This is a genomic window from Deltaproteobacteria bacterium (assembly GCA_021737785.1).
In the GTDB taxonomy this organism is placed as follows: Bacteria; Desulfobacterota; DSM-4660; order Desulfatiglandales; family Desulfatiglandaceae; genus AUK324.
Genome location: JAIPDI010000009.1, coordinates 1 through 17,125 on the forward strand (window position 1 = coordinate 1; position 17,125 = coordinate 17,125).

At 52.5% G+C, this 17,125-nt stretch carries 15 protein-coding genes; 5 read left to right on the forward strand and 10 right to left on the reverse strand.

Features of this window, described 5'->3' with window-relative positions:
- Positions 1–289: 289 nt before the first annotated feature.
- The 6 genes from K9N21_06410 to K9N21_06435 form a co-directional block, all read right to left on the reverse strand.
- Positions 290–586 (reverse strand): hypothetical protein, encoded by a 297-nt coding sequence (locus tag K9N21_06410; protein MCF8143535.1) that lies wholly within the window; start codon positions 584–586, stop codon positions 290–292.
- A 60-nt stretch (positions 587–646) separates the two neighbouring features.
- Entirely contained in the window at positions 647–841 is a 195-nt protein-coding gene (locus K9N21_06415) for a ferredoxin (GenBank protein MCF8143536.1), read from the reverse strand.
- Between the two features lie 121 nt (positions 842–962).
- Entirely contained in the window at positions 963–1,625 is a 663-nt protein-coding gene (locus tag K9N21_06420; protein ID MCF8143537.1) for a molybdopterin-dependent oxidoreductase, read from the reverse strand.
- A gap of 87 nt (positions 1,626–1,712) precedes the next feature.
- Positions 1,713–2,576 (reverse strand): 2-oxoacid ferredoxin oxidoreductase, encoded by an 864-nt coding sequence (locus K9N21_06425; protein ID MCF8143538.1) that lies wholly within the window; start codon positions 2,574–2,576, stop codon positions 1,713–1,715.
- Positions 2,554–4,236, reverse strand: a complete 1,683-nt coding sequence (locus K9N21_06430) for a 2-oxoacid:acceptor oxidoreductase subunit alpha (GenBank protein MCF8143539.1) — start codon at positions 4,234–4,236, stop codon at positions 2,554–2,556. Before K9N21_06430 ends, K9N21_06425 begins: the two co-directional genes overlap by 23 nt.
- A 901-nt stretch (positions 4,237–5,137) precedes the next feature.
- Positions 5,138–5,401, reverse strand: coding sequence for a hypothetical protein (locus tag K9N21_06435; GenBank protein ID MCF8143540.1), 264 nt, complete (start codon positions 5,399–5,401; stop codon positions 5,138–5,140).
- A 647-nt stretch (positions 5,402–6,048) separates the two neighbouring features.
- On the opposite strand from K9N21_06435, the gene K9N21_06440 reads away from it, so the two are divergent.
- The 5 genes from K9N21_06440 to K9N21_06460 all read left to right on the forward strand — a co-directional run bounded on the left by K9N21_06440 (position 6,049) and on the right by K9N21_06460 (position 12,876).
- Positions 6,049–6,246, forward strand: coding sequence for a ferredoxin (locus K9N21_06440; GenBank protein MCF8143541.1), 198 nt, complete (start codon positions 6,049–6,051; stop codon positions 6,244–6,246).
- Positions 6,247–6,754: 508 nt separating this feature from the next.
- A complete protein-coding gene (locus tag K9N21_06445; protein ID MCF8143542.1) occupies positions 6,755–7,186 on the forward strand; it encodes a response regulator in 432 nt (143 codons plus the stop codon).
- 215 nt (positions 7,187–7,401) lie between these two features.
- Positions 7,402–9,387, forward strand: a complete 1,986-nt coding sequence (locus K9N21_06450; protein MCF8143543.1) for a PAS domain-containing protein — start codon at positions 7,402–7,404, stop codon at positions 9,385–9,387.
- Positions 9,388–9,726: 339 nt separating this feature from the next.
- A complete protein-coding gene (locus K9N21_06455; protein ID MCF8143544.1) occupies positions 9,727–10,539 on the forward strand; it encodes a CbbQ/NirQ/NorQ/GpvN family protein in 813 nt (270 codons plus the stop codon).
- 15 nt (positions 10,540–10,554) lie between these two features.
- Positions 10,555–12,876 carry a hypothetical protein gene (locus tag K9N21_06460; GenBank protein MCF8143545.1) on the forward strand — a complete coding sequence of 774 codons (2,322 nt, stop codon included), beginning with the start codon at positions 10,555–10,557 and terminating at the stop codon, positions 12,874–12,876.
- A gap of 143 nt (positions 12,877–13,019) precedes the next feature.
- Here K9N21_06460 and K9N21_06465 read toward each other — a convergent pair whose 3' ends face one another.
- The 4 genes from K9N21_06465 to K9N21_06480 form a co-directional block, all read right to left on the reverse strand.
- Entirely contained in the window at positions 13,020–14,306 is a 1,287-nt protein-coding gene (locus K9N21_06465) for a Ni/Fe hydrogenase subunit alpha (protein MCF8143546.1), read from the reverse strand.
- A complete protein-coding gene (locus K9N21_06470; protein ID MCF8143547.1) occupies positions 14,303–15,112 on the reverse strand; it encodes a hypothetical protein in 810 nt (269 codons plus the stop codon). The genes K9N21_06465 and K9N21_06470 overlap by 4 nt, the downstream gene beginning before the upstream one ends.
- A gap of 67 nt (positions 15,113–15,179) precedes the next feature.
- A complete protein-coding gene (locus tag K9N21_06475) occupies positions 15,180–16,052 on the reverse strand; it encodes an FAD/NAD(P)-binding protein (GenBank protein MCF8143548.1) in 873 nt (290 codons plus the stop codon).
- On the reverse strand, positions 16,045–17,112 hold the full coding sequence (locus tag K9N21_06480; protein MCF8143549.1) for a 4Fe-4S dicluster domain-containing protein: 1,068 nt from the start codon (positions 17,110–17,112) through the stop codon (positions 16,045–16,047). Before K9N21_06480 ends, K9N21_06475 begins: the two co-directional genes overlap by 8 nt.
- Positions 17,113–17,125 lie beyond the last annotated feature (13 nt).

The window sequence follows — 17,125 nt, forward strand, 5'->3', positions numbered from 1 at the left end:
ATTCGGAGCCCGGGGGCGGCCGCCGAACGATACGACCGCATTTTATTGCAGCTCTTGAACAGAGACCCCCACGGGCGTCCAGAACGCTTCCGGGACTTGGGTGAAACCTTTTGGTTGCGGCTGTTAGGCCGCCTTAGGGGGGTGTTATCCGACATGCCCATCTGTCTTCCATGAAAAAGAGTACCTTTCAAAACAGCGGGAAAAAATTGAACAGGGATTGGACAAGCTGGAGAAACAGGAGACCTCTCTCCCCCCTGATGCCCGGAAGGAAGCCCTTCCCTGAATCAGGTTAACGCTGGATGCCGAGCGTCAACTGGTGAATGTCGGAGACGCCTTTCAGCGTCGATAACACTCCCAAAAGGGTATTTCGAAAAAGATCGTTGACGAAATCATTAATCGGGAGGGGATCGCCGTTCAAGACAACGGTTATCCGATCTCCTTCCATGGTGACATCAATTTCCCTGATCTCCATTACCCCTTCGAGAGAAGAGACCATACCCGAGACGGTATGGTCAAGAAAGTTCTGGACAAAATAGTCGATTTCAACCGGGGTGTTGTTCACAGACAGTACGATTTTCCTGGTCATATCATCTTCTCCATTTTCTTGTGGGGAGGCCCCCATACCTTGCGGATTCGGTCAGACATCTCATTCTTCAACAATTATGGCGCCATTCGGGCAAAGCGTTGCAGCCCTTCGACAACATGCCTGGAGGGACAATGGAATCGGGTCAATTCTGACAGCAGCCCTCTTGCTCCCCTCTTGGAAGCGAAATACGTCCGGGCATTCTTTAACACACAGACCCACTGTCCGGCACTTCATCTCATCCACCGTAGCCTTCATCTCCACCTCCACCAAAGTAAATATGTTTTTGGAAATTCAGCGAAAACACTGGGGCTTGCGATTGAAGTGAAAATGCATCAATCCCCCTGTCGCAGGGAATAACCGCTATTCCAAAAACCGGCTATCCCGTCTTTATCAACTGCACTTTGGACACATACTTGACCCAGTTGTATCCATAATAGTCTTGGGCAACAATACGAAGCGGAAACCCGTTTTTTACCGGAAGTTCTTTGCCGTTTACACTGTAAGCCAGAAAGACCTTGTTTGAGAGCACATCTTTGATAGGAAATTGTTCTACTTTTTCATACGGCCCTGCCGGTCCTGAAAACCGAACATGCGTGACATCGTTCTCCACATTCGCCCTCTTGAGCAGATCCGGCATGGAGATACCCTTCCAACGGCCATGGTTGGCGAAAAAACCGGGACAAATCAAAAGGACTTCTCTCTCCACAGTCGGAAGGGCTCGCATTTTTTGGTAGGAAAGTTGAAAGGGCTTCTTGACCTCTCCGATCACTTCCAAATGCCACCTGGCCATATCTTCCTTATAATCCGACAACCCCATAGTGCCGAAGTCCTCCAACGGAGTGACCTCCAGGTGTCTTGCATCCAGATTCGCCGGATTCTTGTTTATCAGGCTTTTCAGCGGCGTGCCCTTGGGAAGGAGGACCCTTTTGGCTTCGGCCGAAGCCCACCGAACAGCTGTAAAGAGCGGGGTAAAGAAAAGACCGATGCCTGTTGCCATCCAGCCTACCCCTATTTTCAAGGCTTCTCTCCGGTTTTTCATACGGTTCCGCCTCCCGGACCGATCACCTGCGATTGAGGATTACCCCTACTCCACCGGGTCGTTAATCGGACATCATATCCTGAAGGATCACGGAATATACCTGGAAAGGATGTCCTTCAGTTGATCCGCTTCCATAGCCGGCATCTCCGCCAACGGACCCTCCGTGACCTCCGACCGATACCGATGGGCAAAGGCGGATCTCGGCTCGGTTCGGTAAAGGATGCCGATGGGTATGGTATCATCGGTTATCAGCGCCTTTTCCAATGCCGCCTTCTTGTCCCCTGAATCATGATCCTCTCCCAGTTCCTGCACGCGTTCCTCATACCACGCGACCGGCCGCGTCCCCCAAGTGATGCATGGCTGGATCACATCCACATAGGAAAGCCCCGGATGTTTGACCGCTTCCACCAGAATCGTTTTCAGGTGATCGATTTTGCGGGCAAATCCCCGGGCGACGAATGTACAGTTATTTGTGATGGCAATCATCGGCATGTTGAGCGGTTCAATATCCACCCCCTTGACTTGGAGGGAACGCTTTTCTCCAAGAGGCGTCGTGGGTGAGGCCTGCCCTTTGGTCAGGGCATAAATTTCATTGTTGTGAACCATCACCGTTATATTGGGGTTTCTCCGAATAGCGTGGATGAAATGATTCCCCCCTTCCCCATAGCAATCCCCGTCCCCGGTAACCACGAGGGTGGTCAGATTCGGGTTGGCGACCTGAATTCCCGATGCCACCGGGATGGCGCGGCCGTGAAGACCGTTAAACAGATTGCATCTGAGATAATGAGGGAGTTTCGCCGCCTGGCCGATCCCGGAAACCAGGCATATCTGATCCGGCTTTTTGTCCAAATCCACGAAAGCCTTCTTAACCGCCTGGAGGATGCCGAAATTCGGGCATCCCGGACACCACTGGTTTTCCGCGTTGCTGTTATACGTTTCTATGCTGGGCATGAATCTGACTCCTTATGTATTCGCCGGTTAAAGGTAGACCGTCATAACGATGGAGGGTGCCCTCAAAAGAGAGTCCGAATTCCGAGCGCAACAGCCGGGCCAACTGGCCGGTGGCATTGTTTTCAACAGTCCACAAGGCAACTCCTTCTGGAAAATGGTATTCAGGCAGAGGCCACAGCTCCGTAAAATGGATCATCCCTGCCCGAATGTCTTCCTGCTTCAACAATTCGATGCCTTCCAGAATGGCCGGCCTGGAGGAGCCCCACCCCACCAGGATGAACTCAACATCTTCTGAGTAGACCTCCTCCGGGGGGTTCACCTCGCTTCTGAGTTTTTGGAATTTCGCGAGTCGCTTTTCAACCATAGCCTGCACAATTCCGGAAAGATCTTCGGTAATGTGGCCCTCCTCATCGTGTTCATCACTGTCCACGCAAACCAGATGGCCGCTCTGCCCCGGATAAAGTCTGGGGGATATGCCATCGGGACTGAGCTGATAGCGCTTGTATTCCTCTATTTGCGAGGGATCAGCCAAGTGATAGACGGGATTATCGAAATTTTCAAAATCACGAAAGGAATAATGGGCATCCGCCAGGAGTTGATCTGTAAGCAGAATCACCGGAATCTGGTATTTATCGGCCATATTAAAGGCACGCACCGTCTTTTGAAAGGCGTCCTTCGGATCAGAGGCGGCCAATACCATTTTGGGGAATTCCCCATGTCCGGCATTAATGGCGAAAAGGAGGTCCCCCTGGGCGGTTCTGGTGGGAAGCCCGGTAGCCGGTCCCGGCCGTTGGCCAAGGACGATCACCAATGGCGTTTCGGTCATGCCTGCCAGGCTGATCCCTTCCACCATCAGGGCAAATCCCCCTCCGGAGGTGGCGGTCATCGCCCTCGCCCCCCCATAACCGGCACCCAGGGCCATATTGATCGCAGCAATCTCATCCTCCGCCTGTTCGGCAAACACCCCAAACCTCTCCTGCGCTTTCGCCAGGGCGGTAATGATCCCAGTCGACGGCGTCATCGGATAGGCGGAAATAAAGCGGCATCCGGCGTAGGCTGCGGCGATGGGGATCGCCTCATTACCCGAGATAAAGGCATGTCGGGTATCCCTGGGCGGCAATGTCCAGGGGCACCTGTCCCCGCAGTCTCGTTCTGCGCGTTCAAAGCCTTTTTCTGCCGCCTTGTAGTTGGCTTTCAGGACCTCTTCGCCTTTTTCTGAAAACGTACGTTCCAGCACCGCGTTCAGGGTTTCAAGATCCACCCCCAAAACATTTATCAAGGCCCCGACAGCCACTGTATTGGCATAGATCCCCCCCCCGACTTCCTCTTTTGCGATTTCGTCAAAAGGGATGGCAATCATGCCGTCGGTGCCCTTGTTTTGTGAAATCAGGACACCTTCTTCCTTGAGAAGACCCTCGTACTTCTTTGCAGCGCCTTCATTCAATGCCAGAAGAATGTCTGCAGAGAGCAACGGCGCATTGTTGGGTTCTTCCCCCACCCGAATCGAGTAGCTATTCTGCCCTCCCCGAATCCGTGATTCATACTCTTGCCATGCGAATACCGAATACCCCTGTCGGCAAAGGGTATGAGAAAGGATTTCTCCGATCGTTTGAATCCCTTCGCCGGCGGATCCTGCGATTACCACATTCAAATCTTTCATTGATATAACCCCGTCCTAAATCGTGTTTCCGCTGTATTGGCTGGTTGGCTGCAGGGAATTGAGATATCTCCATGCAACAGCCTGATATATTGTCCAGGGCATAAAGGCCGGTGTTCATCCCTGTCGACAAGGAGAGCCTGCCCGGGAACACCCCAATAACATGGTACTTAGGATAAGCATATTCCAATGCCCTTTTAAAAATAAATGGAGTGAATCATGTATTTCCAAATCAAAACAGCGGTAGGCGTAATAAGAGTTTACGATTGGAGGAATCTCTCCCGGAGACGCCGGCATCTCAAAAACAACTCTCCGCATTTACGATTTCGCCGTTGCGGACACTGAAATGACAGAGCGTTAATGAGGTGAATCGATGAAGGGACGCCTGCCGGACAACCCTGGAGACCTTTGGGGTAAGGGATCTCTTTGTGCACAGAAAGAACAGAGATGACGAGAGAGAAAAAAAGGATATTAACGGAGGTTTCGTCGGATGCCCTGATAGGGGGCGATTCACAAAATAGAAGGATTATGCCCCAGACCTTGGGCAAAAATAGTATGGTCCAATGGATGCTCAAATTGGGATCAAATTCGCCGGCTGCGGTTGATCCGCTTTCCGCCAGGAATCGAAGAGATGCAAAAACGGGAAATCATTTTTATGCGAAACCCGCAGATCCGGTCGTGTTTAGGCCTTCCCGATCCCAAAAGAAGGGGCCTCGGGACTTTTCGCGGAGGCCGCGGCATTCAAGAGGGCGGCTCGCAAAGCCCAACACCCTCTCCGAAATGTGCTCCTTGCCTTGTACAGGCGGCAACGCTAACACCGGTAGGCCGTATTCGCCCCATTTTTAATAATAACGATGCCCCTTAAGGCCGCCCGGCCGCAGACCAGGATATGGCGAGAGGCGGCTTATCCCACCTGCATCTCTCTCTCAAGATCCTTTATATATTGGGAAATTAGAACTCCCAGGTAGATGCATGCGTTTCCGGTCATACATGCATCGGCATCCTTCTGGTCCAGAAAGGCATGGCGTTGGTGTTCCCCTTTTTTAAAGGTAACCACCCACGCATCTTTTTGATTGTCAAAGATGAGGCTCATGGAAAGCCCGTACCGGTCGATCTCGGGGTACATTTCCAAAAGTTTGTCTCTCAATTCATTTGGTGAATAGGCCATCTGATCCTCCTTATTTCTGGTCCTGTTTCCTGTTTGTCCGCGGTTTGTAAAGCTACCCCGTTCAAGGGAAGTTCCGCCTGCACTCGCGATGGTGAAATACAGGCTTCCTTCAGAGGCTTTTTAATTTCAGAACAGTTGATATAGTATCACAGCTGAATAGAAATGTGCAACAAAACCGAAACCCTCATTTCACTTTTTTTACTTGGTGGAAAATGTGTTAACCCACCTTAATGCTGGTGTCCTTTTACTTGCATCCCCGCTGTTTCCCCCGGTCGATACCTCTGGGCTCCACCCAAAAAAAAAGCGGCTGCATGGTTCTTATTAACCGTCTCGAAATAGTACCGACATCTTTGTCATGCCGGACTCGATCCCCGCAAGTACGGGAAATGGCTTCCGGCCTTCGCCGGAATGACGGTGTAAAGACAATTATGAGACGGTTAATACTTTGCGCTTTCTCTAAAGAAGATTACTCCTGAAAATAAAACAGCCCCCGGTATTTTTTCCCGGAATGACCCCCCTGTCTCGGAAATACCGGCTAGACCCCATTACCATATGCCCACGATTTAAAGCACTATCTCATAGCATATGGACATACTTTATCAAATCTATACGGTGTGGTTATTTCCGGAAAATAGGGAGGGTTTATCATGGGAAAAGTGGTTGTGATTGATACTGAAGAGTGTATCGGATGTGAAAGTTGTGTAGAGCTCTGCCCGGAGGTGTTCGAATTTGATGAAGCCGCTGAGAAAGCCCGCGTCAAGCTCCCGGAGGGCGGCGATGAAGAATGCATTGAAGAGGCCATTTCCACATGCCCGGTAGAATGCATTCATTGGGAAAGCTCTTAGAATCGTCAAGACTTCCGGCATCCTGGAATACTTGAGAGAAGCTAATTTTTTTGGAGAGTGGGGTGGTGTTTGAATTGAGACCGCACCGGTAGATGGGTGCGGATCCGTTGTCCCGAAACCCGCCATTGAAACCCCGGAAACCCTCGACCACTTGGGAGACTGAGGGCCGCAGGCATTCGTTCCGGGCACTGGATTCCTTTGTCTTGGCTTGATTCAACATGCCAGCATCGCTCTGGAATTTACCTGCAAAACCTATTCTGCCGGCACCCAAATTTTCCGGCCTATTCCCTCCTGCGGAATTACCACCCATTTACCATCACCATGGAATCCGCATAAGAATTGCCCCGATGGGTCAATTATTCTTGCATATACGCCCCCTGTCGCTTATATTGATTTGATTTTGTACTGAATTATTGGGTTTCCGGGCCGATCCCTTTCAGGAGGCCGAAGGTCGAACTTGGGGAAAGAGGTTAGGTCCCCTTCCATCGCTTACCCTCAGGGGATTGGCATGGCATCCAACTTGAGACAAACCGGCGAGTGTACGATCCTCATCGCCGAGGATGACCCCGATGACCGTCTGATCATCCAGACGGCTTTTGATGCGGGGGGCCTCTCAAACCCCCTGCATTTCGTAAGCGATGGCGAAGAGCTGATGGACTATCTGAAGAAAGATAGGAGTTCCGGTAAGAAATTACCCCCACATATCCTCATCCTCGATCTTAACATGCCCAAAAAGGACGGCCGCAGGGCGCTTTGGGAAATCCGGAACGACCCGGCCTTGCGCCACTTGCCTGTGGTGGTCCTTACCACCTCCAGTGCAGAGCGGGATTTTAAGTATTGTTCCAGGCTCGGCATATCGGATTATGTCACAAAGCCTAATAATTTAGATGAATTTATACGATTCGCAAAGGATGTCAACCAGATTTGTGGAACAGCATAACCATGTATTCACCCCCGAACCACGGCCGCTGGATTTCGGGAAGGATACCCCACAGGGTGCTTGAAGTCCGGGCCCGGTGCATGAATTATCAAACATCTCAAGGGATCCCGACAGCAGGAACATCATCGAGAGCAAAGGTATCGCCGGTCCTATTAAGATACCGCTTCTTTGAATTGTCTTCAAAAATTCATCACAGCGCATCGTAGACCTGTCAAATGGCTCCCACCATAACCCCAAACATCGGCGTAGAGATCCGGTCCTGGCATCGGATGTTTTTGTTGAGCCTGGTGATCCTCGGGGGACTGTTTATAATCAGCCGCTATAATTATCTCCTCTTTCATAGCCTGGCGGAAGGTTTCAGCATCGTCATCGCCTGTGCCATTTTTGTTATCGCCTGGAATGCACGGTCGATGCTCCAAAATAATTATCTGCTTTTTGTCGGGATTGCCTACTTGTTCGTTGGGGGGTTGGATTTTCTTCATACCTTGGCATATCAGGGGATGCAGGTCTTCCCAGGCCATGACGCCAACTTACCCACGCAACTTTGGGTGGGTGCGAGGTTCATCGAAAGTCTCTCTCTCCTTATTGCCCTTCTATTCATTCACCGACGCCTGAGAACGGCCGTGGCATTCACAGCCTATGCCGCAGTCATGGTTGTCCTGCTGCTGGCCGTTTTCCGATGGAATATCTTCCCGGATTGTTTTATGGAACAAAAAGGGTTGACCGCGTTTAAAAAAATCAGCGAATACACGATCTGTGTCATTTTCCTGATTGCCGGTGGTCTCCTGTTTTTCACAGGCAACGCCTTTGACCGGAACGTACGCCATCTTCTTATGGCATCCGCGCTGGTCAGCATAGGTGTCGAACTCTCCTTTACGCTGTATACCGATGTCTATGGGCTCTTTAACCTGGTCGGCCATTTTCTTAAGATTGTCTCATTTTACCTCATTTACAGGGCCGTCATCGTCACCGGCATTAAAAAACCGCATGCGGTCTTGTTCAGAGATCTCCAGCAAAATGAGGCCTTTTTAAACAGCGTGGTCATGTCGTCACTGAGCGGTCTGTACATCTACGATATCAAGGCAAAGATGAATACCTTTATTAACCCCCAGTACACAAGACTGACCGGATATACCCTCGATGATATTTCCCAAATGGGAGAATTAAACTTTTTCAATCTTTTTCACCCGAAAGACCGGGCCGGGATTGCCGCACATTGGGATATAATGAGGAAGGCCGAAGACGGGGAAATTCATGAAATTGAGTACCGGTTCAAAACCGCAACGGGTCGTTGGATATGGTGCATTTCGCGGGATACGGTCTTCAAGCGCACAAAGGACCATTCCGCCCGTCAGTTTATCGGATCATTTCTGGACATTACTGAGTGGAAAGAGGCCGAACGCAAACTCAAACAGGCACGGGACGAACTGCAACAGCGCGTTCGAGACCGCACCGCTGTTCTGCGCTGGAGGAACCGGGAATTGAGGGAGTTTGCATATGTTGCCTCCCATGATTTACAGGAACCCTTGCGAAAAATCCAAACCTTTGGTGAAATGTTGGAACGTGAAGCCTCGGAAAACCTGTCCACGAAATCCAGGGATTACCTGCATCGAATGAACAGGGCCGCCTACCATATGCAGACGCTTGTTCAGAACCTCCTCGCCTATTCCCGTCTATCGTCAAACGCCCAACCTTATGTGCCCACGGATTTGCTGGAGATTGTTCAAAAGGCCCGGGATAACCTGGAACTGAAAATTGAGGAGACAGGGGCTTCCATCACCATCGGAGCCCTTCCAACAATCGACGCCGACCCGATTCAGATGATACAGCTTTTCCAAAATCTAATCAGTAATGCCTTGAGTTTTCACCGCGATGATCACCCTCCAAACCTGCATATTTACAGTATATCTGAACAGGCAATCGATGACGCCTCCTCCGGATATTTAGAAATACGCGTTCAGGACAACGGAATCGGATTTGACGAAAAATACCTGGAGCAGATCTTTAAGCCCTTCAAGCGGCTCCATACACGGCAAGCGTACGAAGGAACGGGCATGGGTCTTTCGATTTGCAGAAAAATTGTGGAGCGCCATGGCGGAGACATCACCGCTCGCAGTACTCCCGGTCAAGGCGCCACCTTCATGGTTCGCTTGCCCTTTGTCCAAAAGAAAGGCGGTCATTTTCCCACGAAAGGACAATAGCGGCCGTCGCTGTTCAAAGTCTCATACGGCCCAGGAATATAGTGAGGGGTCACAGGTTCCACCTCCAGGCTTTTGCGTCTTAAACAGCCAGCCCACATACTTTCAATCATGCGTTTGTAACCAAGAATGGTGAGAAAGGGCGGTGGGTACCAGACACCCAACATTCTTCATCCAACCCTTTATTTCAAAAGCCTCCCGCAAGCATATCCTTGAAAAAGCCCTTTCGCAGCTTATTTTATTAATATTGTACTGAAAGTGAACATACCACTCGCCCCTCTGGCTGTGAGTTCATCCCCATTTATGGGCGAGAAACCCATTATCAAACAGGCGGACCAAAAAATGTCGATTTACTCAAACCCCATTGAGGCTATCCCCTTGGATGAAGCGCCCTATTATATGGCCACCTCAGACGAAATAGAGATCTTTACGGAGGCCCATCGGAATCAACTCCCGGTCCTCCTCAAGGGGCCCACGGGCTGCGGCAAGACGCGCTTCATGGAACACATGGCCTGGCGTCTGGGCCTTCCTCTGATCACGGTGGCGTGTCATGATGACTTGACGTCGGGCGACTTGGTGGGCCGCTATCTGATTAAGGGCGGAGAAACGATCTGGGTGGATGGCGCCCTCGCAAGAGCAGTAAAGGCAGGAGGGATCTGTTACCTGGATGAGATTGTGGAAGCCAGAAAGGATACCACCGTTGTCATCCATCCCCTGGCCGATGATCGTCGGATTCTACCCATTGAAAAGCTCGGCGAGGTCTTGTCAGCCCCTCCTGAATTCATGCTGGTAATCTCCTATAACCCTGGATATCAGAGCGTCTTGAAAGACCTCAAACCAAGCACAAGACAACGGTTTGTGGCCATTGATTTTAACTATCCGGACCAAGAGAAAGAGGCCGATATTATCGCCGGAGAAGCAAAGGTGGATAAGGAGCTCGCCTCCCGTCTGGTGAAGATCGGGCACATGACCCGTAATTTGGAAGAAAGAGGTCTCGATGAAGGTGCCAGCACACGGATTTTGATTCATGCGGCCCGGCTTATTAGATCCGGAATTGATGCGGAAAAGGCATGCGAAGTCGCCATTGTGAATACATTGAGCGATGAAGCAGAGATGCAACGGTCGATCGAAGAGATCGTCCAGGCCGTTTTCTAAAGGGGGAGAATAGAGGTGACACCCGAAAACGAAAAGAAGCCCCCTTTGGAAGCCGAGGTGCTCTCTCTCTTTCCGATTCCGTTTTACACGGGCCGGGGAATCTACTTCGAGGAAGATCTGAAAGATGCCGGTCTGACCCGTGCCTTGGAGCAGGCCTCTTTTGAAACAGGGCAGATGATTTTTAAGAGCGCTGAGATGCTGGCCTCCATCAAGCCGGAATTGGCGTTCCATTTTCTGCTCCAGGCCCCCGAACTTCTTAACTCGATTGATCCGGAGGAACTCAGGGGATGGACCCGGACATGTCTGGAGATCTATGATGCCGAAGGCCTTATCCCCGCAAGGGAGTTCATTGTCGAGCACAAAGACCATCCGGCGTTTCAGTTTCACCGAAACAGCGTGTCCTTTGAAAAGGTGTCGGGTATCCTGCAGAATTTCCTTCACAGTCTGGGCGGCAGCGAGATCTGTCTTCAGACAAGCGCCGAATCCTATACGGACAGTGAGACTATCTTTGTGCCTGAAACCGTTTCCTTGTTTTCAGACACCAAACAAAATTTTCTCCTGTATAAGTTGTCCATCGCTCACAAAATGGCTCAACTCGAATTGGGGACGTATCGCTTCGATGATGAAGCGCTGTTTTCTCTCCACACCCCACCAATGGCCCCGCAGGAACCCCCCGCGGGCTTCAGGTCAAGGCTTTCTTTTTTCTTCCAGCGGTTTACCGAGCCTCACCTGGCAAGGGACCTCTTTTTATTGGCCGATACCCTGCGGGCCGAATCCTGGATTCGCCATCATCTCCCCGGACTTTTCCGGAGAATGGTTTCCATTAAAAAGGCGCTATCGGTCATGAGGGCGGACTGCGCGGATATCCGTACAAAAACAGGGAGGATGGAAGCCCTGATAAAATGGTATCTTTCCGGATGCCCTGACCTCAGGGGCGACCGAGAACTCAGGAAGGTCCTCGCAGCGGCCCGGGATATGACACTCAATTCCCAGGCAATGGCCGAAATTACCCGGGCGGCCTACGCATGCATGCCTCTTGGATCAGAACCCTATGGGCCGGTGACGCCGGTGCCTTATGTGGGCGTGCTCAAGCCCGAAGAGGCCGAGACCGGACTTCGGCGTCGTCGCGAGTCCCGGCGATTGAATTTTCAAAAGGAATTGGCCAAACTTGTGGAGGAGCTGCCGGATCCTGAAGATATTCGACTAGAACTCCCGGAGGCGCCCAAAGAAATGGCAGCCTCCGGAGGTCGCCCTCAGAGGCAGGAGGTCCCCGATCACCTGATCATCAATGACGGCATGGTCCCTGTTCCTGACGCCATGCACAAGATTATACGGGAAATCTACGAAGACCTCGGTTCCATACCCAGTGCTTATCTTACTGTGGCCGACGATATGACGGGACATTATTTTCACTCTCGCTGTCAAGCACCCGAAGGAACAGGATATTTTTTCTCCGAAACTGCAGAAGGAATTCATGTGCTGGACGAATGGGACTATCGACGGCAGGGATATCGGAAACGATGGGCCTTGCTGCGGGAAAGCGACGCGGAAGAGGGTGACCTGGCCTTCATTGAAGAGACCATGGACCGGTATGGGGCCATGGCCCAACAGATTAAACGGCGTTTTGAATGTATTCGGCAGGATCAGACCTTGCTTCGAAGACAAAAAGAGGGAGACGAGGTGGACCTGGATGCCGCGGTGGAAGCACTTTCAGATATGAAGGCAGGACAGACCCCTTCGGAGCGGGTTTTTGTTCGGCTGAACCGCCAACATCGGGATATCGCCACCGCCTTTCTCATCGACCTGAGCGGTTCAACCAGCGGGTGGATTAACGAGACGGAGCGTATGGCCCTCCTGATTCTGTGCGAGGCCATGGATCAGATTGAGGATCGGTTTTCCATTTATGGCTTTTCAGGACAGACACGAAAACGCTGTGAGCTGTTTCGGATCAAGGGATTTGAAGAACCCTATGGGGACCGGATCAAGAAGAGAATCGCCAGCATCCGGGCACGTGAATACACCAGGATGGGTCCCCCGATCCGCCGCCTTACGGAAATTCTAGGGGAGGTGGATGCCCGGTCGAAGTTGCTCCTTACACTGAGTGACGGCAAACCCGACGATTACGACGCCTACAGCGGCGATTACGGCATTGAAGATACCCGGCAAGCCTTGGCGGAGACCAGGAAACAGGGAATTCATCCTTTTTGCATCACCATCGACAAGGCAGAGCACAGCTATCTTGCACACATGTACGGGCATACAGGCTATGTATTTATTGACAATCTGGCCAAATTACCCCTGAAGGTCCCTGAAATATATCGAAAACTCACGACCTAAGGCGGCCTGCCAGCCGCAACCGAAAAAATATTGGCGCCACTCCCCTCATAACCCTACCCGAGCTTGACGATGGATATTTCACCCGCCAACGACTTGATCCATGCATGGTTCAGGGTGCCTTTATTGTGAAGGAGCGGGATCCATCACTCCAGCCTCACCACATGGGTGGAACAGGAAATACAGGGATCATACGCACGGACCAGCATCTCGAGCGCATGGGCAATGGCGCCCTCCTCTTGGTGGAGGACTCCGGGGGTGAAGGCCCGCATGTCCGCTTCCAGGTTCCCCAGATTCTGGGCAGTGGGAATCACCAGGTTTGCAGAGAGGCATTTGCCTTTTTCATCATATTCATATTCATGAAACAGGATGCCGCGAGGCGCTTCTACAGCGCCCACTCCCCCTCCGGCGCAGGGCCGTATTTCCGTCTGCTCATCTTCAACGCAAATGCCGGTCTCAAGCAGCCGGTCGATGATCTGAACGCTGTCTTCCAGACAGTGGGCACATTCCACAATCTGGGCCGTGGTATTCATGAATGGATTGAAACACGGAACTGTCAGCCCTGCCAGATCAGCGATCTCCCTGGCGAACGGGCTCAGCTGTCCGAAGTTGTTATTGACTCGGGCCAGGGCCCCCACCATGTACTCGGGGCGATTAGCGCGGGCGTACTTGGCCGTAGAGTACGGAACAATGTATTCATGGATAATGTCCCTATATTGCCGGGGCGGAATCTTGGTGCCCTCGCTGGAGACGATATCCCCGTCATAAATGGCGTATTGGTCCGGGTGGCTCAGCGAAATGTATTCTGTATCCCGTTCAAAGGTCGGGATGGAAAAGGAGTTGAACAGGGAAACCGTATCCCGGATATCCGCCATACTGGCAACCAGCGCCTCCCTTAGGGGGGCCAGCTGTCTGGTATTGTGGACAAAAGGAAAGCCTCCCACGTTCATGGCCACGGGATGGGTGTGCCGGCCGATCACCCATTTGCAGAGATCGTAGGCCGTCTGTTTCAACCGCATGGCCCGAAGTACCGTATCCCGATCCCTCTTTGCCCAGTGCAAGAGACTGGGGACCCCGAGGTAATCCGGGGCGGCCAGAAAATAAATATGGAGCACATGACTGCTCAAAATTTCTCCATGAAAGGCCAATCGCCTGAGGAGGAGGGACTGATCCGAAATCTCCGAGTCAAAGGCCGATTCAGTGGCCTTGAGTGCTGCACCTCTATGGCTTACCGCGCATATGCCGCAAATCCGGGAAGCCAGATGGGTCACTTCATTGTAATCTCTATCTCGAAGAAAGGCCTCGAAGAACCGGGGGGCTTCCACCACAGAGAATCGTACTTCCTCCAGGGAGCCGTTCCGAATCCTGACAGTGATATCCCCGTGACCCTCCACGCGGGTGAGATGGTGAATGTGGATGCAGGTATCGGTCATTTGGCTTCAGGCTCCTTTTCCATACGTAATTCCGGACCGTTGTACAGGGTGAACCAGGAACGGATTTCCTCCCGGCTCGCTCCATACCGGCGGGCGACTGCATCCATGATGGGATGGCGCTGTTCAGCAGTGAGGACCTTGACCGCCGCCATCAGGTTCGCCCCATCCATGAGCCCCCGGCACCCATGGCAGGCGTCCCCGTAAGCCGTGCAAATGGCGTTGCAGCCACACCGGGTGACCGGGCCGAGACATACCTCCCCCTTCTCAAATACACACAGAGTATCGTTCAGTTTGCACTCCACGCAGACAGGCTGATTGGGAAGGGGATATTTCTGCCCGGTCAGGATGCACTTGATAACCCGATCGATTTCAGGAAGGCTCGCAGGGCATCCCAGGATTTGATAGTCCGTCTTTACCACTGAGGCAATGGGACGGGCGGGAATGGTGTTGAAATGGACGGACCCGTTCCCGTAAACCACATTTCGCACTTCTTCCATGGACCAACGGTTTTTGAGGGCATTGTGACACCCGATGGCGGCACAACTTCCAAGCGCTACCAGGGTTCCCGCGGTCTCCCGGATCTTCTTGACCCGATCCACATCCTCCTCCCGGGTGATGCTCCCCTCACAAAAGGCAATGTCATACGAATCCGCCTGTCCACTCATGGCTTCCCGCCATTCAACCACTTCCACGTGGCGCAATAACTCCAGCAGCTTATCTTCCAGTTGCAGCACGGTCAGCTGACAGCCTTCGCAACAGGCAAAATCAAAAAAGGCGACGCGCGGTTTTTGATGCTTATTCGTCATGAGTCTTCCCTGGTACAGAATTTCATAGGGCCGTTCACCTGGTTCCAGGTTCCTGACCCGTGGAACCTTATTCCGGTGCCCATGCTTCCACGGCTTCTGACAGACCCACCAGATCGGAATACCGGAAAACAGGTCCGTCCTGGCACACGTAAATCCCATTCAGTTGACAATGGCCGCACTTTCCGATCCCGCACTTGAAATGCCGCTCCAGGGAAAAGTAGATCTTCCGTTTACTCATCCCCTTTGCCAGGAGTTCCGCGGCCACAAACCGGTACATCACCGGCGGTCCCACTACCGCGGCCATGGTTTGAACAGGGCTGATCTCGATTTCCTCCTTGATGGGTCCGGTGAGAACCCCGGTCCGGCCGGTCCAGGATTCATCCGCCTCATCCACGGTCACATACATCTCCATGCTTGGGTCCCGGCACCAGGTATCCACATCCTCCTTGAACAGAATCAGAGAGGGATTTCTGGCGCCATACACCAGAATGATCCGTCCGTACGCCTCCCGATGATCCCTAAGATACTGGACCAGTGATCGCAGAGGGGCCAATCCGATCCCCCCGGCTGCAAGGAGGATGTCCCTCCCTTCCATGATCTCGACGGGAAATCCGCGGCCGAAAGGCCCCCGGATCCCCACCCAATCCCCTTCGGCGGCTTCATGAAGGGCCTTGCTCACGCGGCCCACGGGACGGACACACAGCTTGAATCTTTCTGCCCGACCGGGCGGGGAGCAGACCGAGATGGGGATCTCGCCGTATCCGAACATGGATACCTGGACGAATTGGCCCGGCATGTGCCCCAGGGGCCTGCCCCCGGCCATCTCCAGTTCGATCACCGCATCCATGACCTCCTGTTTGATCCGGACGATTCTCGCCAAATCCGGAAAATAGGAGGGATAATACGGGGGTTTTTGTTCCGCTGATTTAATTTCAGGCATTTCCGGTCCCTTTCCTGAAGGCCGAGATTATACGGTTAGTCTCATCGGCGATATTGATATCGGCCGTACAGGCCCGGCTGCACCGGCCACACCCGGTACAATAGGATCGACCGAACTTTCTATAGAGGTAAAGGAACTTTCGATGCCATCGGTGCCTGACCCGGTCCCGCCGTTCCCCCCGGAAATTATGCTCCCCTGCCACTATTGCGAAATCCACCAACTGGCAGGAATCCCAGGTCCGTCGTCTCACACCGCTGTTCAGGGTCCAATCAAAATCGTCCTCCATGTTGAAGCAAAAACATGCGGGACAGGTGGTGTTGCACGACCCGCAGCTATAACAGCGTGAGGCAATATCCTCCCAGATCTCTGAAAAATCACCCATCTCCAGGATGTTCGCCAACTCGTCCGCATTTGCGTCCAGACGGGTCGTGAACCGTCCCCTTTTTTTCTGGTGCCAGTCGAGAACATCCCGGAAGTCCCTTGGCCCGGCCTCGGAGCATTCCCCCTGATTCAGCATCTGTTCTCCCGAAGGAGAATAAATTTCCACAAAATACCCTCTGCGAATGGGGGTCAGAAAAAGATCGCAGGGCCTTCGGGCTTGGGAAATTCCCAAGGATTCGCAAAAACAATACGAATCCGGCAAACAGTCTACCCCTATGATGGTAGCGCGTTTGCGATTGTGCTGCCACCGCCGGTCCGGCGGGGGATATGCATAGGCCCGATCCAATGCCTCGATTGCAGACAGGTCACAGGGGTGTACGCCCACCAGCACAAAAGGGTCTTCCAGCCAGCTTTCCGACACCTTGGGAGGATTTCCAAGGGTGAACGTCAAGAGGGTCTCGGTGGGCGGGAAAAAGGCCTTTTTGGGGGGAAGGGTCGTGGTGGTGTAGTCCATGGTCAGCGCTTCGGGATCGTCCACCCAATCGAAATAATGAAACCCCGGCTGATCCGGTCGGCCCCGTGGACCCATTACGCGCTTTTCTTTCATAAGACGCCCCATGAGGTCCAGAAAGGCCTTCCTTGAAATCACCTGGTACGGTTTTTTTGTTCCGGTTTCCATCAGAGCAAACTCA